Source organism: Rothia sp. CCM 9418, assembly GCF_048512825.1.
Classification (GTDB): Bacteria; Actinomycetota; Actinomycetes; order Actinomycetales; family Micrococcaceae; genus Rothia.
The window spans coordinates 183,036-204,453 of the sequence record NZ_JBLXXX010000005.1 but is presented as its reverse complement, the minus strand read 5'-3'; the positions used below and the strand labels follow the sequence as shown (position 1 = coordinate 204,453).

Genomic DNA, 21,418 nt, shown 5'->3' with positions numbered 1-21,418 from the left:
GACAAAACAACACACAAAAAAGATTTAAAAAAAAGTTCTCAAAGCACCCAAAATACACAAAAAAGCCGGCTACCTCCCCTCATACAAGAAGAAATAACCGGCTCAAACAACTCACAACTAGCTGTTCAACGCACGACGACGAGATACCTCATACAAAGAAATACCCACCGCCATCGACGCATTCAACGACTCCATCGCAGAATCAATAGGAATAGAAACAATCTGATCACAATTCTCCGTCACCAGACGAGACAGACCCTTACCCTCAGAACCAACAACAATCATCAACGGTTCAGAAGCAAGCTCCAACTCAGGCAGAAGAATGTCTCCACCACCATCAAGACCAACAACAAAAACACCAGCATCTTTTGCCTGCTGAACAACACGAGTCAAATTCGTAGCCATCGCAACAGGAATACGAGCAGCAGCACCAGCAGAAGTCTTCCAAGCAGAAGCAGTCACAGCAGCAGACCGACGCTCAGGAATAATCACACCATCACCAGAGAACGCCGAAACACTACGAATAATGGCACCCAAATTACGAGGATCAGTAATACCATCCAACGCAACAAAAAGAGGAGCAGAAGAAAGTTCACCAGCATGATGAGACTCCATCACCGACAAAACCAAATCCGTAGCATCAGGATACTTATACGGAGGAATCTGCAAAGCAATACCCTGATGAACAGAACCCTCCGTCAAACGATCCAACTCACCACGAGAAATCTCAAGCATCGGCAAATCAGCCTTATTCGCCAACGTCATAATCTCACGAACACGCTCATCAGCATCAATACGACTCATCACATACAAATGCTTCGCCGGAATATCCGTCTTCAACGCTTCCAACACCGCATTACGACCGGTCACTAGCTCCTCGCTCGTACGCTTACCACCCAAACGAGTCTGCGGACGAGAATGCAAACCAACCTGACGACGCTCAGCCGCACGCTTCATCTTATACGCCTTATGATACGGACGATCCTCCGCCTTAGGAGTAGGCCCCTTACCCTCAAGAGACTTACGGTTCTTACCACCGGTTCCCTTAGTAGGACCCTTTTTCTTTGTCGTCGCTCCAGGACGACGCCCAGCCTTAGCCATAACTATTCCTCAATATCCTGCGTAGAAACCTCTACGACTTCACATCTATATATCCAATATATGCGCCCTGAGACAAGCAGAGAACATATCTATACCAAAACTAAAAAACTACGACAACGACCAAGTAGAACCTGAAGCCCCGTCCTTAATCGTCACACCAGCAGCAGAAAGAGCATCACGAATCTCATCAGCGCGTGCCCAATCTTTTTGTTCCCGAGCAACAGAACGCTCAGACAACATGCCCTGAATCAACGAATCCAACGCAACCTCAGCAGCAGCCGAAGAACCCTGACCAGAGGCAGAAAAACTCATCAACGAACGAAGACCCAAAACATCAACCATCGTATAAACAGCAACAACGATAGAAGAAACATCCTCCCCCTGAGCAAGAGCAGAATTACCGGCACGAACATACTCATGAACAACAGCTAGTGCACGAGGAATGTTCAAATCATCGTCCATTGCCTGAGCAAACTCTTCAGGAACCTCACCCAAACGATGCTCAGAAACAGTTGCAGCAAGAAACGCCTCAATACGTTCTACCGAAGCCGTAGCCTCTTCCAACGACGTCGGACGATAATCAAGCACTGAACGATAATGAGCCTGACCCAAATAATAACGAACAGCAAGAGCCCGCGCACTCTGAAGCATCTGCTCAGGAGAAACCGTATTGCCGATAGACTTCGACATCTTCTCACCCTCATAAGTGACCAGACCATTATGAAGCCAGAAATTCGCGAAAGCATCACCAGCAGCAGTAGACTGCGCCAACTCATTCTCATGATGAGGGAAACGTAAATCTAAACCGCCACCATGAAAATCAAAATGAGAACCAAGATAACGGCCAGCCATCGCAGAGCACTCCAAATGCCAGCCTGGACGACCACGGCCCCACGGAGAATCCCACGAAGCAGACTCCGGCTCACCCGCTTTGTAACCCTTCCACAACGCAAAGTCACGAGGGTCACGCTTACCGCGAGGATCAGCGTCAGCCGCATCTTGCATGTCATCAATATGCTGATGAGTCAACGCACCATAGCTAGGCCACGAACGAACATCAAAATATACGTCACCAGAATCATCCAACGCGGGATACGCATGACCAGCATCTATCAACCGCTCAATCAGAGAGAACATCTGCGGAATATGCCCCGTCGCTCGAGGCTCATAGGTTGGTGGGTCAATGCCAAGAGCATCATAAGCCTGCGCAAAAACTTTCTCGTAACGATACGCTAAAGCCCACCAAGGCTCACAAGGGTACTCGCCCTCATAGTCCGCTTCAAAAGAGCGCGCAGAGTTCACAAGAATCTTATCGTCAATATCAGTGACATTACGAACCGTTGTCACCTGATAACCACGGTAGCGAAGCCACCGAGACAGCTGGTCAAAAACCAAGGCAGAACGCACATGCCCAATATGAGGGGCGCCCTGAACCGTCGCACCACAATAATAAAGCGACGCATGTCCGGGGCGGACAGGAACAAAATCTCGAATAGAAGCAGTAGCAGTATCGTAAAAACGCAAAGTCACTCCCTTAGTCTATGCAAAGCTGAGCAAAGGCGCACGTTTTAACCAACGACACCCCGCGATAAGTGTGAGTAGTTACTACCCGTTACTCTTTATCTGCAACGGAAGAAGACGGATACACCAATGCTGTAGCAATAGCGGCAATGCCTTCACCTCGACCGGTTAGCCCCAAGCCATCAGTTGTCGTAGCAGTAACCGTTACCGGTGCACCAACCGCCTTCGAAAGAACGTCATGAGCCTCCTGACGACGAGGAGAAAACTTGGGACGGTTGCCTACCAGCTGAACCGCGATATTCCCAATCTCAAAACCAGAAGAACGCACAATCCGTGCAGCTTCCTCCAACAAGAAAATGCCAGAAGCACCTTTGAGTTCTGGACGGTCGACCCCAAAATTTGACCCTAAATCCCCAGTACCGCTAGCAGAAAAAAGAGCGTCAGCAGCAGCGTGAGCCACAACGTCACCATCAGAATGACCCGATAGCCCAACTTCTCCATCCCACAGCAGCCCAGCAACCCACAGTGGTGTCTGAGGGTCTGTGCTAAAAGCATGAACGTCAATACCAATCCCAGTACGAGGAATTATCATTCTAGACATCAATCTTTCTCTGAAACAGCAGATAATTCATCTGCAAGTTTTAACGCTGAAGCTAACGCCAAATCCTCAGCGACAGTAATTTTTAGTGAACGGAAATCTCCAAGAACAGTTTTTACGGGGATACCGCACATTTCAGCAACAGATGCATCGTCGGTGATCTCATCATTTAAACCTTGCTGTTCTGCCTGCCGGTATGCCTTTAATAACGTTTTGAGATGGAAACCTTGCGGAGTCTGAACAGAACGCAACACAGAACGCTGTACAGTAGAACGCACGTACCCGTCTGTATCTACCGTCTTAATCGTATCGACAACCGGAAGAACGGGAATGACGGCAGCCTGCCCTGAAGATAATGAGTGGCAGACCCGATGAAACACCTCAACAGGTGTAAAACTTCGTGCCGCATCATGGATGAGCACGTGAGAAGGCGCGTCAGAAGAAAAGCCAGAACGCACGGGAGCATTGTCTAAGGCAGATAATGCTAAAGCAACAGACTCAGCACGGCTTGACCCGCCAGACACTGTAAGAGCACCATAGTTAGCAGCAATGTTCGTCAGAGCAGTATCGCCTTTCGGAACAGTAACAACGATACGTGAAGCAACACCAGAAGCATCAACGCCAGCTAGAGCCCACTCTAATAAGGTCTTGCCAGAATATTGAACAGCAGCTTTAGGGATACCGTATCCAAGACGAGTACCAGAACCAGCGGCAAGAACGACGACGGCGAACGACGCTACTGGAAATGTTCCAGCAACGTCGTCCGCCATCTGAGAAAAACTATCGGTATTAGTCACAGCCATGAGCCTACCGGATAGAAAAGAATAAATATTCTAGATTTTTAGACGTCTTCGAGAATTTTATCGAGTTCTTTCTCAGCAGATTGTTCGTCAATATCTTTAGCCAAAGCAACCTCGGACGAAAGAATCTGACGAGCTTTAGCGAGCATACGTTTCTCACCAGCAGAAAGACCACGGTCGTTCTCGCGACGCCATAAGTCACGAACGACCTCAGCAACCTTAATCACGTCGCCGGAAGCAAGTTTCTCAACATTTGCTTTATAACGACGAGACCAGTTTGCGGCTTCTTCAGTATCTTGAGCCTGCAACACGTCGATAACTTCTTGTAAGCCGCGTTCATCAACGACATCACGCATGCCCACCATATCAACGTTCTCAGCAGGTACCTCAATCACAAGGTCGCCCTGAGCAACCTTGAGTTTTAAGTACATTTTTTCTTCACCACGAATAGTGCGCATCTTAATTTCTTCGATTGTTGCAGCACCGTGGTGAGGGTAAACGACGGTTTCGCCAACCTCAAAAAGCATATGGATAAACCCCTTTCAGCTTAACTAGTCTATCATGGGAAGATTTAAGAACCACCAGAAGTAATTTTTAAGCCACAAAAACCTTATATTTAGCATTTATCCGCCTTTTCATCCGCCCTCCATTGAGCAGATACAGACGTTCCGTCGTTAAACCGTTAGACTGTATACGAAAGACCCTAATATTTTCAGTTGTATTGAGACACACACATTTACCTCAGCACAACGATAATGCTTCGTAACCATCAAGGAGTTCATGCCGTGAAGTTTGCCGTCTCCTCCACGCTCAAACGTGCAGCCGCTTGCACCACCATCGCACTTGCAACGCTCACCACAACAGGCTGTGGATACATCTACACCCAGCCAACAACATTCCAATACTCACCCTCTGACGGCGTATCAGCAAACGTAGGAGACATTGCCGTACGTAACATTATGGTGATCGCAGAATCAGCAGACGCTGACGGGCGAGTTCTCGGAACTATCCTCAACAACGGCAAAGAAGACGCTACCGTCACCATCAACTTCCCTGCCGGTGCAGAAAACATCACCGTACCAGCAGGCAAAGAAATTCGTTTAGAAGATGAATCCCACAAACTCATCATCGACCCAGCTGGTGCAAACCCTGGGCTCATGCTACTTGACGTAAAAGTCAGCTCCAACGGACATAGCGAACCGGTAAACATTCCCGTACTTGACGGCACACTACCAGAGTACAAACCATTCGTTCCCAATGCCGCAATGTCTAGCGCAAGCGCAACACCAGCAGAATCTAGCGGACACTAAAACACGGCACCGCTTCTGTCATAAAAAAGCTGGTGGGCACTCACTGTGATGTGAGTGCCCACCAGCTTTTTTATCTGCCTATTAAACCGTAAAACCTAAGACTCAAACTTATAGCCCAAGCCACGTACCGTCACAACATAGCGAGGAGCTGAAGGATCTGGCTCAATCTTTGAACGAATACGCTTAATATGAACATCAAGAGTCTTCGTATCTCCCACATAATTAGAGCCCCATACACGGTCAATCAGCTGAGAACGTGTCAAAACTCGACCAGCATTACGCAAGAGCATCTCAAGTAGCTCAAACTCTTTCAACGGCATTGTCACCGTCTCACCGTCAACAGTGACAATGTGCCGTTCAACGTCCATACGCACAGGACCAACTTCGACAGCGCTCGAAGGCTCTAATTCTTCACCATCACTTTGACGGCGCAACACCGCTCGTACACGAGCAATAAGCTCACGAGAAGAATAAGGCTTTGTGACATAGTCGTCAGCGCCAAGCTCTAAACCAAGTACCTTATCAATCTCACTGTCTTTAGCAGTGAGCATAATGATAGGAACAGAAGACTGGGCACGTAGTTGCTTGCACACTTCCATACCCGACTGACCAGGAAGCATGACATCAAGAAGAACAAGGTCAGCACCATTACGTTCAAACTCAACAACAGCGTCAATACCGTTATCAACGACCTGAACGTCGAACCCTTCACGTCCTAGTAAGAAGGCGAGAGGCTCGCTCAAAGCTTCTTCATCTTCAACAACTAAGATCCTAGCCATATAGTTATGTCCTTTACATTCAGAAAATATAGCTCTCAACAATGTTTGAGCCTCTACAAAAATTGTACGAGCACACCTCGTCTACGGGGCGTAGGTGACGCTTTCTGACCCTAATAAGTCATGCTCAGTTTGTTCATCAACCATGGGCAAAGACATCGTAAACGTAGATCCTTGACCAACCTCTGACTCAAGAGATATCTCGCCGCCATGCTGAGCCATCACGTGCTTGACGATACTTAGCCCCAAGCCAGTGCCACCGGTCTGACGAGAACGAGCAGGATCAATACGATAAAAACGTTCAAAGATACGGTCTTGTTCCTCGCGAGCGATACCATTACCCTCGTCCGTCACAGAGATATAAATATTCTCTTCATCCTGACGAACAGAAACCGTCACATGCGTTGATTCAGGAGAATAACGGATAGCGTTCTCAATGAGGTTACGTAACGCAGTACCTAAAAGCTCAGGATCTCCATGCACCAAATGCTTCGCCCACCCTTGAGAACTCAACGTGATATTTTTACCCTCAGCAGTAATACGGTTTCTATCAATGGCACCGGTTATTAGGTCGTTGACGTCAACAAGCTGAGATTGACGAACCACATCAGCAGACTGCAACCGAGAAAGCTCGATGACGTCTTGGACCAAAGAAGCTAAACGACGAGACTCTTTCTGTAACCGTTGTGAAAAATACTCTACTGATTCTGGGTCGTCTGAAGACGATTCGATGGCCTCTGCCATCAGCCCAATAGCACCGACAGGCGTTTTAAGTTCATGAGAGACGTTGGCAACAAAGTCATTACGAATGGTTTGAACTCGAGCGATTTCGGTGCGGTCATCGGCAAGAACTAAAATATATTCATCGCGCAAAGGAGCGACACGTAAATCAATGACAAGAGTACTCTTAGTCGTTACTCCACGGATTAAAGATATTTCACGTTCTGCGATAGTGCCACCGCTACGAGCCTGACGAATCATCTCAATCATCTCTTCGCACACGATGGTGTGCCCACGGACCAGCCCTAAAGCGTATGCACCGGGTGAAGCTTGAACCACACCGTCAACAGCGTCCACCACAACATAGGCGCGACCAATTACGGCAAGCACTTCGGCAGCGCCGTCTTGAATACTTGGCTCTTCAATATCTGCCCATTGCGCACGTTCACGGTCACTTTTAGTGACAGCCCACATGCTCAATACGCCAATAGCAAGACCAACCATAATAAAAATTAGAGCAATGAGGATAGGGTCCACAAACACCAGCTTATTCTTAACAGACGCAGAAGGAAAACTAGAAGAACATCAAAAGATGAATGTTCACCTGCAATTTCCCTTCCAGACAAAACGACGGCGCCCCTAGACAAGCTAGAGACGCCGAAGAAAACAATCTAGATATTATTTTTTGCCTTGGTTAGCAACAGCCTTGATAGCTTCAGCTGCAGCAGCAGGATCAAGATATTCACCAGCTTTAAGCGGTTGGAAATTCTCGTCCAACTCGTAGTACAGCGGAATGCCAGTAGGAATGTTCAAACCAGCGATGTCTTCGTCAGAGATACCTTCAAGGTGCTTGACCAAAGAACGCAAGGAGTTACCGTGAGCTGCAACGAGAACAGTCTTACCAGAAGCTAGGTCTGGTTTAATGTCTGATTCCCAGTAAGGAAGCATACGTTCTAGAACGTCCTTGAGGCATTCGGTGCGAGGAGCGTTCTCGATATCAGCATAACGAGGATCGTTCGCCTGAGAGTACTCGTCGTTATCGTCAAGTGCAGGAGGTGGAACGTCATAAGAACGACGCCATGTCATGAACTGCTCTTCACCGTATTTTTCAAGAGTTTCGGATTTGTTTTTGCCCTGTAGAGCACCATAGTGACGCTCGTTCAAACGCCAGTTACGTTTGACAGGAATCCACAGACGATCTGCAGCGTCAAGAGCGAGGTTTGCGGTATTGATAGCGCGGCGTTGTAGAGAGGTGTGAACAACATCGGGAAGGATATTGTGCTCTTTGAGCATTTGTCCACCGCGTTGAGCTTCTGCGCGGCCCTGTTCGGTGAGGTTAACGTCCACCCAACCGGTAAAGAGGTTGAGTTCGTTCCATTCGGACTGGCCGTGACGGAGTAATACTAGTTTGTAAGTCATATCTCCATTGTTCCACTACTATCCACACATGCAAAGGTATTCCCACTTAAAAATCCCTAAAAGTTCTGGAAAATACGCGACGAACATCAAGAAAAAATACAAGAAATCTTATAAATACACTAATCAATGCACAATAGAGGGGTTTATGATGCGCGATAACAGCACATCGCAAACCCCTCAGAATCTTTTGCGTTTAGTTGTGTTTAATAGTTTTTATTGCGACGTACCGTAACAACCGAGCGGACATCAGCTAAGAACACACCAGCCGCAATCGCCGCAAAAAGCTGGAAGAACAAATTAGGGACACCGCCCTGAGACAACGTCAAAAGAGCCAAAGCAGAAGCCAAGACACTACCACCAGTTAAGGTAACCCAAAAAGTCTTAGTCCGTTTAAAAGCCGACTGATAAGCATAATCAGTAGCACGAACAGCATCTAACAATGCCCATAAAGACAAACCAGCAACAACCAGAGCGAACAAAGCAGATACGCCCCACTGAAAATACACAACAATAGATAGAGGACTCATATAACACAGCCTATCATTTGGCTAAACCATCAAGAGCTTCACACAAGTCAGCGTATAAATCATCAACATGCTCAATACCCACAGATAAACGAATCAACGATTCAGGAATACTCTCTGGCTCCGAGGGATGACGACGACGACGCTCCACCAAAGATTCCACACCACCTAAACTCGTTGCAGGAGTCCACAACCGCAAACGCTCCACCACCTGCTGAGTCTGCACCGCATCAGCGTCAAGAACAATACACAGTACAGCACCAAAACCATTCATCTGTTGGCGAGCGCGCTCATACCCAGCGTCCTCCGGAAGACCCGGATAACGCACCTGTGCGACAGCAGGATGCTTACTCAAACGCTGAGCCAGCTCCAGCGCATTACTCATAGAACGTTCCATACGTAAAGACAATGTACGAATACCCCTTAACGCTAACCATGCTTCCATCGGGCCAGCAATAGCGCCATGTAACGTACGATAACGCAAAATAGCTTCCCGTAACGGCTGATGAGAAGTTACCGCAATCCCTAAAAGAACATCAGAATGCCCTGATAAATACTTCGTTGCAGAATGAACCACCACGTCAGCACCCAAAGCTAAAGGCTGCTGAACTAAACCTGTTGAAAAAGTATTATCGACAACAGAAAGCACGCCAAGCCGTTGAGCAGCACTCAAAATCGTGGGTAAATCAGCGACTTCTAGCATGGGGTTTGTGGGGCTCTCTAACCATAAAAGCGCTTCAGGGGCAGAATAATGAGGAGTTTTTCCAGCTAAATCATATTTTTGAGAGACTCTCTCTAAAGCATCAAGAACTTCTTGAGTGTTCTCGATATCTAAGCGAATCACCTCAACAACACCACGACGTTGCAAGTCTTCAGCAATTGTTGCTGAGCTCATGTACACGTGACGTGGAATCAGGATCGTTGCACCAGCAGGAACTAAATCCATAACCGCAGATATAGCTGCCATTCCTGACGAAAAGACAAGCCCCGGAAGAGACGCGCCCTCAATACCAGCGACGACTTCTTCAAAACCATTCCACGTAGGGTTGTCAAAGCGTGCATAGACCTTGTCATGGTCAGGGTCTACAGTGCCTGCTCCACGATACGTTGAGGAGAAAATAACAGGAGGGTTCACCGGAGCATCGTGTTCTGGGGCTGGACGACCAGCGCTGACCACATATGTTGCTGCAGAAATATCTTTTGCTGTACTCATACCCATTAGACTACGCTGAACATAACCATCCACGATAGTACGTACACTTTTTAACAGCAGAAAACATTTCTATTACTTACCGCAGAAGACACTTTTGAGCTAAGTACCTATTTCTATTGCTTTGATACTCTTATAAGCGTGAGCGAATCTCTAAACTATAGTGCACAGCACCGCGCAACAGGACATCTAGGTAACGGAATATTCGTTGTCTTTGAAGGTGGCGATGGTGCTGGTAAATCTACCCAAGTCAAACTCTTGGAGCGACGACTACGCCAAGAAAACTACGATGTTATATGCACCCGAGAGCCGGGAGGCACCGCCATCGGTGAGAAACTGCGTCAGCTCGTCCTCGAAAATGCAGAAACAACTATTGACGCGAGAACTGAAGCTCTCATCTTTGCGGCATCACGTGCCGCTCACGCCCAACAACTCATCCGTCCCGCCTTAGCAGAAGGTAAAATTGTACTATGCGACCGGTATATTGATTCTTCTGCCGTTTATCAAGGTGTTGGGCGGGAACTTGGCCAAGAAAACATTACAAACCTTTCACTCTGGGCCACTGAAAACCTGCACCCAGATATTACGTTCTTACTCGACCTGCCCTTAGAGAAAAGCCGGCAACGCACTCATCGTCGAGGACAACAAGACCGTCTAGAAGCAGAACCAGATAGCTTTCACCAAAAAATACAACAAGCGTTCAATGATTTACCACAATCAGCTTCAGCAAAAACACACCATTACGTGTGTATTGATGCGCAAGAAGACATTGAACAGATTCACCAAAATATCTATGCCCACCTCGTCCAATATATTCAGGAGCAAGGATGAGCATCTGGAATACACTCATCGGACAACCAGAAGTTGTAGAACAACTCCGTCAACAAGCCCAGTTAGAACGTCCTACACATGCATGGCTTTTTACAGGCCCGCCCGGTTCAGGACGATCAACCATGGCACGAGCATTTGCCGCATCCTTACTCTGTGAAGAGCCCAACCCTCAACGTCGTGGGTGTGGAGTATGCAAAACCTGCCATAGTGTTTTACGCGGTACCCACGCAGATTTGACGCACTTTTCCACTGAGAATATCAACATTAAAATTGAGCAGGCAAGAGAACTCGTCACCAAAGCTCAAGATAGACCTGCCGTAGGGCGCTGGCGTATTATCATCGTCGAAGATGCCGATAGGATGCCAGAAAGAACATCTAACGTCTTACTCAAAGCCATTGAAGAACCACCAGAACATACCATCTGGATTCTTTGTGCACCATCCCCCGTAGATGTTCTGGTAACAATTCGTTCTCGTTGTAGACCCGTCACGCTGCGAGTACCTCATCGAGAAGAAGTCGTTAAACTTCTTGCCGGTATCGAAGGGTATCCAGAAGCTCTTGCACGTCATTGTGCGTCACTGGCACAAGGACATATTGGGGTTGCCCGTCATCTTGTACGTTCTGCTGAGGCACGTCAACGCCGTGAACAGGTAGTTCGTATGCCTATTTTTCTTTCATCTGTTCCAGCAGCAATGCGTGCTGCTCAAGAGCTCGTTAATATCGCTCAGGCAGAAGCCGATCATACGTCAAAAGAACGACATGAACGTGAGCTGCAAGAGCTTTTGAGGTCCCTTGGAATAGCAGAAGACGAACAGATAACACCCAATGTTAAAGCTCAGATTCGTCAGTTAGAAGAAGAGCAGAAACGTCGTAGTCGGCGAATGGCTACCGACACGTTAGACCGTTTTCTCATTGATCTGCAAACGGTGTTTAGAGACGTGCTGACGATACAGCTTGGTACTGGTTCTGCACTGATTAATACTCACCTCACCGCAGAATTACATGATTATGCGCAACGAATGAGCCCAGAACAAGCACTCGGACATTTAGATACTTTGAGGCTAACACGTAAACGTATTTCAACGAATGCTAGTGCAAAACTCGCTTTTGAAGCGATGATGTGTTCCTTTATTCAACGATAATCAACCGTGTTATAGGAAGAGAAGCCTCGAGTGAAGACCAATGGCCGTTATATGTAAATCTTCTAAATTTTTAGAGTATAGAATTTTATCTGCTCTCATGCTTTCAGAAGCGTCTGAGGGAATAAGAACAATAGCATCTCCGTTTCTGGTGTATACAGCAACAGGAAGGCTCTCATCGGCGTCTCTAGTTGCAGTCTCTGGTGCTATTCCTGCAATTCTTGTAGGAATACTAGGCTCTCCACAAGTTGAGAAGCTCAACAGGCAAAAAATCATTGCTTACTCTAACATTCTGCAATCTATTCTATTAATAACATTGCCTCTGACATGGGCTTCTGCCGGTATTTTTGCGATGATGGTTATCTCTTTTATTTCTTCTAGCGTAGGTGCATTAGAACGACCCGCGATGTACTCTAGCCTGCCTCTTATCTTTGGAGAGAACTATCAAGACTTTATCGGAAAAAGAGCTGGTGTCTCATTCTTCATGCAATCAGTTAGCCCCGTAATGGGTGGCGCTCTAGTAGGTTTTATCGGCGCTTCGCACACACTTGTCATCTGTGGCATTCTCTATGGTGTATATGCTTTGCTCATATACACCATCAAAAATTTTGATACAGACTATAAAAATCGGGCCAAAAAACATCAAGGCCAAAAGAATATCGACATGGTCAAAGCGGGCATTGAGATAGTCAGAAATATCCCAGCATTAAAGACCCTGTATATTTTCTGGTTCTTCTCAATGACAGCAGTTCCTATTGGTGTTCTTTCTGCAGTTCCATACGTGAGCGAAAATTTAGGGCTAACCAGTTTTGAGTTTGGGATTGCGTCAGCTTGCTATGGTGTAGCAACGATTTCTAGTTCTATAATCGCTGGCAAAATGAAGTTCCGAGGAGGAGCACGGTCCTGGCTTCTAGCATCTGGAACAATATACGGACTCACCAATATGCTGATGGGCTTTGAACCCCAATTTCTGATGTTTTGCATCTTATGGTTCATATGGGGTCTTGCGTATGGCCCAGAAGAAGTTGTTGGCAACTTAGTATTTGTTCAATCTGCACCAGAAGAGTTTCAAGGGCGATTGTTTTCTCTTATGACAGTTGTCATGACCGGCGGAATGCTCATCGGAAATTCACTCGTTGGCCCGTTATCGGATAGGTTAGGTCCTCAATGGGCAATGGTTTTAGCTGGCGTCATTTTTATCACCTCAACAATATGCAGTTTCGCGTTCGGTCAAGGAGCACGAGAAATTGCTACTATCTCGATGACTTCTACCAAACCTACCAGCGATGAAGTTCGCTAAACATCGGTGAAATACGCAAACATACTATCGTTGAGGGACGCCATCTACATAAATATGGTTTGGAAGTAACGTCTGCTCATCCAAAATCAGGATATCTCCCGAATACCCTGGAGCAATTCGCCCATAGCTTCGCCCCAAACCAATAGCATGAGCAGCATGAGACGTTGCCGAAGCAACCGCAACGTCCAATCCCACACCAACAGAACGTACAGCGTGCTGCACGGCGTAGTCCATCGTCAAAGTGGAGCCAGCAAGAGAATCCCCATGTACTAAACGAGCAACACCATTCTCGACTTTGACATCTAAAGTACCCAAAATATACAAGCCATCCGGGTTACAAGCAGCTGACATCGCATCAGTTACCAAGACGATACGTTCTGGAGCCTCACGGAAAAGAGTATGCACTACTGATGGGTGGACATGAATACCGTCATTAATAACTTCTAGAGACACAGATTGTTCTTCTAAAGCAGCAATCACCGGACCGGGGGCACGATGGTGAATACCGTTCATCCCATTAAACGTGTGGGTCAGTAGTGAAGCGCCTACAGCAAAAGCTTGCTGAGCTTGCTCATAGGTGGCGTTTGTATGGCCAACAGCTACAGCTGTTCCAGCACTAGTAAAACGTTGTATTGCAGATAAAGCACCATGACGTTCAGGGGCTAAAGTAATCTGTCGGAGGTGTCCGTCTGAAGCTTCAAGCAGTCTCTCGACGTCTTCAGCTAATGGGTCTTTGAGCAGTTTTTCGGGGTGAGCACCCTTATGTTGTGGGTGAAGAAACGGCCCTTCGGCGTGGAATCCAAGAACCTGCGGATCGTCTTTGAGTAGCTGTTGAAAAGTGCTCAGAGCGCCTGCCATATGTTCTATCGAGTTCGTCACGAACGATAAGACGCTTCGGGTTGTTCCATGCTGACGGTGGGCGTTGAGTGCAACACGTGCAGTATCAAGATTTGCCTCATCATAGGCATGCCCTCCCCCGCCATGATGATGTATATCAAGATATCCGGGAACGACGGGCGCGCCCTGTGCATCAACAATACGGGTATCAGGGGTTTGTTTTGTCTTCCATTCAGAGGTGCTCAGAATATCGATGATTTTTCCGTCCTCAACGAGAACTGCACTATCGGGATAAACGCCGCCGATGGTTCCGTCGTAGACGGTTGCTGAATGAATCAGAAGAGAAGACATGGTATATATTCACACCTTTAGGATGTTATAAATCAACAATTTTGAGGTTATAGCCGAGGTTTTGAACTTCCTCAGCAAGTTCTGGTCGCAGCTGAGAGTCGGTAATCACTTCTGAGATATTTTCGACTCCGCCCACACTAGAGAATGAGCGTTTTCCAAACTTTGAAGAATCAGCGACAATAAAAGTTTTTTCTGCACGTGTTGCCATCGCAGAGTTCACCATGGCCTCATATTCGTTCACTGTTCCCGGCCCATTTTGGTCAAAACCGTTTACACCGATAAATGCCAAATCAAGAGAGATGTTTTTGAGCATGTCGGTCGCAAAAGGCCCTGTAATTTCGTAGGAGTAGCTGTTGACTTCACCACCGATGAGAACAATTTTGATACGGGAGTTCTCCGCGAGCGCATAAGCAATATCTACCGCATTGGTGACGACGGTTAGAAGAGGCTGAGCAGCGTTAAGTTCAACATCTTGGTGTTGGTAGACCCATTGTGATAATTCGCGGGCGACTTCTCCGACGGTGCTACCTCCTGTAAAGCCAATAATCATGCCAGGTTGTAGGTGTTCGATAGCAGCACGTGCAATAGCGGTTTTTTGTGGTAGGTGAGAAGATTCTCGACGGCTCATAGGGTTGGTGAGAACATTTTGGTTGCTTTGTGCGCCGCCACGGGTTCGTTGTAGCAACCCTTCGCTGGCGAGGTAGTCGAGGTCTCGTCGGGCTGTTGCAGCTGAGATGTCTAGGGCGTCAATAATTTCGTTGACGCTCAGGCACTGGCGTTCGTTGAGGAGTTCCAGTATTTCGGCATGTCGTTGGCTGCGCATCGTCGGTCGTGTTCCATTCACTATGAGCTAGTTATTTGAGGTTATTCTCAACGCACTTTAACCGGCGAAGACGCTCAATAGTCGGGCGGCTTCTGCGCTTAACGCTTCTCGTGCAGCACCCAAGTATTTGCGGGAGTCCACAACTGTTGGGTTTTGGTGAAGGTATTGTGCAATAGCTTCAGTAAAGAAACTGTTAAGGTGTGTTGATACATTGATTTTAGTCATACCGGAGCGGATTCCTTGGAGAATCTGCTCATCGCTGACACCAGAAGATCCGTGAAGGACCAATGGGACACCAGCAGATTCACGTAATTGTGTGATGAGTTCGTGGTCTAGTCGTGCGGTGCGTTCGGTCATGGCGTGTTCGCTACCGACGGCAACAGCTAGGGTGTCTACCCCTGTGGCTTGTACAAACTCGTGTGCTTCGGTGGGGTCGGTGCGTACACCAGGGGTGTGGGCACCTTTTTTGCCTCCGATTTCTCCAAGTTCGGCTTCTACGCTGGCGCCGTTGCGGTGGGCGTACTCTACAACTTTGACCGTGGCGGCGAGGTTTTCTTCATACGGTAGGGTGGAGCCGTCGTACATGACGGAGTTAAAACCAAGGTCGATAGCTTGGCAGGCTAAGTCTACTGATTCGCAGTGGTCTAGGTGTACTGCGATGTTTGCGGTGGAGAGTTGTGCGATGTCGATCATGGCTTGCCCCAGTGGGGTGAGGTTGCCGTGGAAGTTGATACAGTTATGGCTTAGCTGCATGATAACGGGTAAGCCTGTTGTTTCGGCTGCTTGTGCGATGGCTTCTGCTGTTTCTAGGTGGACGACGTTGAAGGCTCCGATTCCTCTGCGGTTTTGGTCGGCGGAGCGTACGAGGTCGATGGTATTGATTTGTGGCATGGTTTTCTTTCCTGTCGTGGTTGTGTTCAGGGGATAAAGGTTTGGGTTAGCGGATTTTTTCCATCAGGATGTTGGCGTTGAGGGATTCCCATTCGGTGCCAATAGCTCCGGCGATAGGTTGTGTGAGTGCTGAGGCAGACCAGCAGATTGCTCGGCGGAGGAGTTCTTCGGTGGGAAGTTTGTCGATAAGTCCGGTAGCGAGTGCTGCGACGAGTGCGTCTCCGGCGCCGGTGGGGTTACCTTGCAGTGGTTGGGCGAGTTTGGCGCGGTATGCCTGATGGTGGTTGATGAAGTACAGTCCGTCTTCTGCGCAAGAGACGATGATGTTTTGAGCGCCGAGGTTTTGAAGTTTTTTGACAGCGGTGAAGAGTTCGTCTGATTGGGTGGCTTCGAGAAGTTCGGAATAGTTAGGTTTGAGGTAGTCGGCGTGTGCTTGGGCGGCGTCGAGGAGGTGTTGCCCTGAGGTATCTACGATGAAAGTGCTGCCGTAGCGTTGGCAGAGCATGCTGATGTCGCTGATGAGTGTGGTGGGTGCTGCTGGCGGGAAAGAGCCAGAGAGCGTTACGGCACAGTGCTCGTAGTGTTTGAGGGTGTCTTCTAGGGTGTTGAGGATTCCTTCATATACGTGGGCTGGGTGTTCTGCACCGTTTTCGTTGATAATGGTGGTGGAGGAGTCGTGTTTTTGGTGTATTGCGTAGGTACTACGTAAAGGTGTGGAGGTAGGGGTAAAAGCCGTGTACACACCGTCGTTGAGGGGGTGCGTTGTGTTGCGTTGCTCAGTTTGTCGTTGGTGAAGCTCTTGGAGAGATTCTTGACAGATGGGCCCTAGAGCCACGGCCGTATAGCCTTGTTCGGCGACGACGTTGGCGACGTTGAGTCCTTTACCTCCGAGGCGACGTTGAGCGGCGGGAATGCGTAGTGTTGATTCTGCGCTGAGGTGCTCGATGGTGATGGTGATGTCTAGTGCGGGGTTGAGCGTGATAGCGACAACGGCTGATGTGTTCATGGCTTTTACCTCTACCTTCAGTTTGTGTTTAGTTGAGGATGACTGAGCGTGTGAGGTTACGTGGCTGGTCGGGGTCTAGTTCGTTGGCTAGAGCTGTTTCGAGTGCTACGAGGTGTTGGCGGGCAAGGTCTGCCATGGGGTCAAGGTCTTGGTTTTCGAAGCGTGCTCCGGTGGCTTCTACTTGTTCGCGAAGGCCTGCTGGTGCTTGTCCGAATTGCCAGGTGATACGGCCTTCTGATGCGATGGCGATAGGGCCGTGTCGGTATTCCATGGAGTTGTAGGATTCTGTCCATTTTTGCGAGGATTCACGCATTTTTAGTGCCGCTTCGGTAGCGATGGGTGCTGTCCAGCCGGTGCCGAGGAATGAGTATTGTTCTGCGTTGATGAGTTCTGAATCTAGTGGTTCGGATAGTGCTCGTTCGCAGTCTTTGATGGCGTTTTGGCAGATGTCGCGGCTGTGGATGGAGGAGCGGAGGAGCATGAGTGCGGTGGTGGCGAAGCGGGTTTGTACGACGGATTGTTCGTCGGCGAAGCCGAGGTCTACGACGCGGTCTGCTAGTTCTGCTACGGGTGAGTCTGCTACTCCGACAAGTACGGTGATGGGTTTTTTATCTTTGACGGATTTCATGAAGGTGATGATTTCGCTGGTGGTTCCGGAACGGCAGATGATGAGGTATTCGTCGTAGTCGCGTTCGGTGGGTACTTCGGTTGCGGTGAAGGCATCGGTGATTCCGTGTCCTTCGTTTTCGCGTAGTGCTGCGTAGCTTTGTGCCATGAACCAGGAGGTTCCGCAGCCGACGGCAGCAACTTTTTTGCCGTCTTGGGGAAGCGCAGAGGTGTCTAGTTCAAGTGCTTGTGCCCAAGTTTGTGGTTGGCTGAGGAGCTCTTCTTTCATGTGTGCGCCGGGGGTTGTCATAGTTGTGGACCTTTCTGCGTTTGGGTTAGGTTTTTGTCAAAACCCATCACCCAATTAATCAAAAGTTTTCACAATTATGATTACATATGATTCTTTTTGTGTCCACAAGAATAATTTTCAATCAGTCACATTTCCCTGCCTACACGCCACTAAAAACCTCAAAAACTGGCAAGATTGCCCTAGAAAATAGGCATTTAGCGCAAAATAAGCCCTACTAAAAGTCAGAAATCACTTTATTTAACAAAGTGACTAATTCTGATTATTTTGCGAAAACTTTACTCAACTTGCTTTACATCAGTCATTTTCAATCATTATGATGGCTTGTGTAACAGTTGAGAAAGATGAGGTGGTCTCAATGACCTTCGTACCAGACGTTGTTTCAGCCCAACGCACAGCAAAAGACTGGAGAGAAGCCATCAGCATCGTTGGTGAACTCTACGAAGAAGCCGGAATAGCGACCAAAGAATATACCGAAGCAATGATCAAAGGTGTCGAAGACTTCGGACCATATATGGTCTTCATCCCCGGCATTGCCATGCCCCATGCAAAAGCAACCAGCGGAGTCCTCAAAGCAGGAACAGCAGTCGTCACACTAGCTACCCCCGTAAAATTCGGCAGCAAAAATAACGACCCCGTCGACTTCCTCATTTCTTTCGCATCCGAAAGCACCGACGGACATATGGAAAAAATCCAAGAACTAGCAGACGTCCTCGGACAACAAGAACTCATCAAAAAGGCCCGTCAGGCGAGCAGCGATGTTCAACTGATGGAAGTTTTCACCCAATAAAACAACACAAAGAAAAGGTAATAATCATCATGATTTCAATTGCAACCGTATGCGGCATGGGACTCGGAACCTCTATGATGCTCGCAAGCCAAATCCGCACCCTCCTCAACGCAGAAAATATCGAAGCAAAAGTACAAGCTATCGACCTTGGCTCCTTCAAATCACAACCCTCAGACATCGTCGTCACCACCACCGGAATGGCAAAAAATGTTGAAGGAACCAAAGCAATCGTCGTACTCATCGACAACCTCATCGACAAAAATGAAGTCAAAACCAAAGTACTCGCCGCAGTAAACGACTTCACCGCAGGCAACTAGCCACACCACTCCCCATTCCCCATATAGCTTGAGGTAGAAGCAATGAACTCTCTCCTTGACTTTTTCGTACAACTCATCCAAATCCCCGCAATCATCGTCGGATTCATTGCGTTCATTGGGTTAGTCGCACAGAAAAAAGCAGCCGATGAAGTCATCACCGGCACCATCAAAACAGCACTATCACTACTTATCATCGCCGGCGGTGCAACAGTCCTCATCCAAGGCCTAGCACCCATCCAAAAGATGTTCGAGATGGCGTTCCCCGCCAGTAACATCACCACATTCGTCACCTTCGACGAAGCCGTCGTCTCAGCAGTACAAACCGGACCAGTAGCAGCCCTCGGCTCACAAATTGGTCTCACCATGCTCTTCGGCTACATCGTGCACCTACTCCTCGCACGATTCACCCCATGGCACTACGTCTACCTCACCGGACATATGATCTGGGTACACGCCGGCGCATTCACCATCGCCATCTACCAACTCGGACTAGGCCCCGTATGGACCGTCATCATCGCCTCCCTCATCGACGGCGCATACATGACGTTCGCCCCCGCCATCGCACAACCCTTCGTCCGTCGTATCACCGGCGGAAATGACGTCGGCTTCGCACACGGACAAACCCTCCTCAACGTCCTCGCCGGATACCTCGGCATGGTCGTAGGAAACAAAGAAAAATCCACCGAAGACATCAAACTCCCCGAGAAACTCTCATTCTTCCGCGACGTTGCAGTATCCACCTCCATCGTCATGATGATTGTCTCACTCGGCTCAGCACTAGCAGCAGTCAGCTCCGCAGGAGTAAGCGCCTTCGAAGCACCCGTAGCAGACGGCGGCATCTCCGACGGACAAAGCTGGGTCATCTTCTCCTTCATGATGGCCATGCAATTCACCGCAGGTATGCTCATCCTCCTCTACGGTGTCCGCATGCTCATCGGCGAAATCGTTCCCGCATTCGAAGGTATCTCCCAAAAAGTTATCCCCAACGCCATCCCCGCGCTGGACGTTCCTGTACTCTTCGCCTTCGCCCCCAACGCACTACTCATCGGCCTCATCTCAGGTCTCATCGGCCAAATCACCGGCATGGTTATCTGCGTTGCACTAGGTTGGCCAGTACCAATCCCCTCCATGATCGTTGCATTCTTCGCATCCGGTACCGCAGCAATCTTCGCAAACTCTACCGGCGGACGAACCGCAGCATGGCTAGGAGGCTTCCTCTGGGGATTCCTCGGCTGGATTCTCATCTCCTTCGCCTACCACATCAACGCCTTCGGCGACCTACCCGCCCTCGGCGCATCAGGACTAGGCTTCACTGTTCCTGACGCCATCGTACCGGGCATCATCATCCACTGGATTGGACAACTTCTCGGCATCCTCGCCTAAGAACACTCCCCCAGTCCACATCATATACCCCCATTCGACTCATACATCGTAAAGGATGGTCATCATGTCACAGCTACTCGATAGCTACTACCAACAAATCATCTCACTTCTCGAAAAAATTCGTGAAGAAGAAGTCCCCACCATCGACAAAGCCGCACAAGCTATCGCAGAACGCGTAGCACAAGGCGCACGCATCTTCGCTTTCGGCGCTTCACACTCCAGCCTTCCCGTACAAGACATCGTCTACCGTGCCGGCGGACTCATGCTCATCAACCCACTCTACGCACCCGGTGTTGAAGCACTCACCACACGCCCAACCACCCTCGGGTCGCAGATGGAACAGATGCCCGGATACGCTGAAGTAGTGCTCAACAATGCACCACTCAAAGAAGGAGACGTCCTCATCGTAGTCTCCGTCTCCGGACGCAACGCACTCCCCGTAGAGCTCGCACGTGAAGCACGCGCTCGCGGCATTTTCGTCGTAGGACTCACCTCCTCTAAATACACCGAAGCGGTCACCTCACGTGTACCCGACGGAACCAAACTCAAAGACCATGCAGATATCCTCATCGACAACCAAGTAGATGCAGGAGACGCAGTGCTGAGCCTAGAGGGCGTGCCTCAGAAGTTCACCCCTGCATCTGGAGTCACCTCCACCGCAATCTTGCATTCACTATCTGCAGGCATTATCGAGAATCTTGTGTCACAAGGTATCAGCGCACCAGTATTCCTCGCTGCAAACCTTGACGGCGGTGCAGACTGGAACGCACAGCACATGGCTGAGAATAAGGACAAAATCTTCTACCTCAACTAAGAAGATATATAACTCTTCACAAGCAGTATGAAGCGGTGGCGTTC

The 21,418-nt window shown here is 48.7% G+C and carries 23 protein-coding genes; 8 read left to right on the top strand and 15 right to left on the bottom strand.

Annotation, left to right across the window (positions count from 1 at the left end):
- Positions 1-117: 117 nt before the first annotated feature.
- From rlmB to ACN083_RS08405, 5 genes are all read right to left on the bottom strand, one after another.
- Positions 118-1,101 carry a 23S rRNA (guanosine(2251)-2'-O)-methyltransferase RlmB gene (rlmB, locus tag ACN083_RS08425; RefSeq protein WP_419102395.1) on the bottom strand — a complete coding sequence of 328 codons (984 nt, stop codon included), beginning with the start codon at positions 1,099-1,101 and terminating at the stop codon, positions 118-120.
- Between the two features lie 108 nt (positions 1,102-1,209).
- The gene (gene cysS, locus ACN083_RS08420; RefSeq protein ID WP_419102394.1) at positions 1,210-2,631 is read right to left on the bottom strand and encodes a cysteine--tRNA ligase; all 1,422 of its coding nucleotides are present in this window, start codon (positions 2,629-2,631) and stop codon (positions 1,210-1,212) included.
- A gap of 82 nt (positions 2,632-2,713) precedes the next feature.
- Entirely contained in the window at positions 2,714-3,214 is a 501-nt protein-coding gene (gene ispF / locus ACN083_RS08415; RefSeq protein WP_419102402.1) for a 2-C-methyl-D-erythritol 2,4-cyclodiphosphate synthase, read from the bottom strand.
- An 8-nt stretch (positions 3,215-3,222) separates the two neighbouring features.
- A complete protein-coding gene (ispD, locus tag ACN083_RS08410; protein WP_419102393.1) occupies positions 3,223-4,017 on the bottom strand; it encodes a 2-C-methyl-D-erythritol 4-phosphate cytidylyltransferase in 795 nt (264 codons plus the stop codon).
- Between the two features lie 44 nt (positions 4,018-4,061).
- A complete protein-coding gene (locus ACN083_RS08405; protein ID WP_419102392.1) occupies positions 4,062-4,547 on the bottom strand; it encodes a CarD family transcriptional regulator in 486 nt (161 codons plus the stop codon).
- 258 nt (positions 4,548-4,805) lie between these two features.
- Between ACN083_RS08405 and ACN083_RS08400 the strand changes: the two genes are divergently transcribed.
- Positions 4,806-5,330: a hypothetical protein gene (locus ACN083_RS08400; RefSeq protein ID WP_419102391.1), complete on the top strand. Its 525-nt coding sequence runs from the start codon at positions 4,806-4,808 to the stop codon at positions 5,328-5,330.
- Between the two features lie 95 nt (positions 5,331-5,425).
- Here the strand turns inward: ACN083_RS08400 and ACN083_RS08395 are convergent, their stop codons facing one another.
- From ACN083_RS08395 to ACN083_RS08375, 5 genes are all read right to left on the bottom strand, one after another.
- Positions 5,426-6,109, bottom strand: coding sequence for a winged helix-turn-helix domain-containing protein (locus tag ACN083_RS08395; protein WP_419102390.1), 684 nt, complete (start codon positions 6,107-6,109; stop codon positions 5,426-5,428).
- An 81-nt stretch (positions 6,110-6,190) separates the two neighbouring features.
- Entirely contained in the window at positions 6,191-7,363 is a 1,173-nt protein-coding gene (locus ACN083_RS08390) for a sensor histidine kinase (RefSeq protein ID WP_419102401.1), read from the bottom strand.
- Positions 7,364-7,504: 141 nt separating this feature from the next.
- Positions 7,505-8,245 (bottom strand): phosphoglyceromutase, encoded by a 741-nt coding sequence (locus tag ACN083_RS08385; RefSeq protein ID WP_419102389.1) that lies wholly within the window; start codon positions 8,243-8,245, stop codon positions 7,505-7,507.
- Positions 8,246-8,448: 203 nt separating this feature from the next.
- On the bottom strand, positions 8,449-8,772 hold the full coding sequence (locus tag ACN083_RS08380) for a DUF2516 family protein (protein WP_419102388.1): 324 nt from the start codon (positions 8,770-8,772) through the stop codon (positions 8,449-8,451).
- 13 nt (positions 8,773-8,785) lie between these two features.
- The gene (locus ACN083_RS08375; protein ID WP_419102387.1) at positions 8,786-9,982 is read right to left on the bottom strand and encodes a trans-sulfuration enzyme family protein; all 1,197 of its coding nucleotides are present in this window, start codon (positions 9,980-9,982) and stop codon (positions 8,786-8,788) included.
- Between the two features lie 138 nt (positions 9,983-10,120).
- On the opposite strand from ACN083_RS08375, the gene tmk reads away from it, so the two are divergent.
- Genes tmk through ACN083_RS08360 form a run of 3 tightly spaced genes read left to right on the top strand, consistent with a single transcriptional unit; the run spans position 10,121 to position 13,249 of the window.
- Entirely contained in the window at positions 10,121-10,810 is a 690-nt protein-coding gene (gene tmk, locus ACN083_RS08370) for a dTMP kinase (protein ID WP_419102386.1), read from the top strand.
- A complete protein-coding gene (locus tag ACN083_RS08365) occupies positions 10,807-11,952 on the top strand; it encodes a DNA polymerase III subunit delta' (RefSeq protein WP_419102385.1) in 1,146 nt (381 codons plus the stop codon). The genes tmk and ACN083_RS08365 overlap by 4 nt, the downstream gene beginning before the upstream one ends.
- 40 nt (positions 11,953-11,992) lie before the next feature.
- On the top strand, positions 11,993-13,249 hold the full coding sequence (locus ACN083_RS08360; protein ID WP_419102384.1) for an MFS transporter: 1,257 nt from the start codon (positions 11,993-11,995) through the stop codon (positions 13,247-13,249).
- Between the two features lie 24 nt (positions 13,250-13,273).
- Here the strand turns inward: ACN083_RS08360 and nagA are convergent, their stop codons facing one another.
- The 5 genes from nagA to ACN083_RS08335 are packed head-to-tail and all read right to left on the bottom strand — an operon-like array spanning position 13,274 to position 18,073.
- Positions 13,274-14,437: an N-acetylglucosamine-6-phosphate deacetylase gene (gene nagA, locus ACN083_RS08355; protein WP_419102383.1), complete on the bottom strand. Its 1,164-nt coding sequence runs from the start codon at positions 14,435-14,437 to the stop codon at positions 13,274-13,276.
- A 25-nt stretch (positions 14,438-14,462) separates the two neighbouring features.
- Positions 14,463-15,260: a DeoR/GlpR family DNA-binding transcription regulator gene (locus tag ACN083_RS08350; protein ID WP_419102382.1), complete on the bottom strand. Its 798-nt coding sequence runs from the start codon at positions 15,258-15,260 to the stop codon at positions 14,463-14,465.
- Positions 15,261-15,317: 57 nt separating this feature from the next.
- Positions 15,318-16,151, bottom strand: a complete 834-nt coding sequence (locus ACN083_RS08345) for a class II fructose-bisphosphate aldolase (protein WP_419102381.1) — start codon at positions 16,149-16,151, stop codon at positions 15,318-15,320.
- 46 nt (positions 16,152-16,197) lie between these two features.
- Complete coding sequence (locus ACN083_RS08340; RefSeq protein WP_419102380.1) at positions 16,198-17,157, bottom strand: 1-phosphofructokinase family hexose kinase; 960 nt, start codon at positions 17,155-17,157, stop codon at positions 16,198-16,200.
- A gap of 28 nt (positions 17,158-17,185) precedes the next feature.
- A complete protein-coding gene (locus ACN083_RS08335) occupies positions 17,186-18,073 on the bottom strand; it encodes an SIS domain-containing protein (RefSeq protein ID WP_419102379.1) in 888 nt (295 codons plus the stop codon).
- 355 nt (positions 18,074-18,428) lie between these two features.
- Here ACN083_RS08335 and ACN083_RS08330 point away from each other — a divergent pair, with 355 nt between their 5' ends.
- From ACN083_RS08330 to ACN083_RS08315, 4 genes are all read left to right on the top strand, one after another.
- The gene (locus ACN083_RS08330) at positions 18,429-18,860 is read left to right on the top strand and encodes a PTS sugar transporter subunit IIA (protein WP_419102378.1); all 432 of its coding nucleotides are present in this window, start codon (positions 18,429-18,431) and stop codon (positions 18,858-18,860) included.
- A gap of 29 nt (positions 18,861-18,889) precedes the next feature.
- The gene (locus ACN083_RS08325) at positions 18,890-19,177 is read left to right on the top strand and encodes a PTS sugar transporter subunit IIB (protein ID WP_419102377.1); all 288 of its coding nucleotides are present in this window, start codon (positions 18,890-18,892) and stop codon (positions 19,175-19,177) included.
- A 42-nt stretch (positions 19,178-19,219) separates the two neighbouring features.
- Complete coding sequence (locus ACN083_RS08320; RefSeq protein WP_419102376.1) at positions 19,220-20,560, top strand: PTS ascorbate transporter subunit IIC; 1,341 nt, start codon at positions 19,220-19,222, stop codon at positions 20,558-20,560.
- 64 nt (positions 20,561-20,624) lie between these two features.
- Positions 20,625-21,374, top strand: coding sequence for a sugar isomerase domain-containing protein (locus ACN083_RS08315; protein WP_419102375.1), 750 nt, complete (start codon positions 20,625-20,627; stop codon positions 21,372-21,374).
- Positions 21,375-21,418 lie beyond the last annotated feature (44 nt).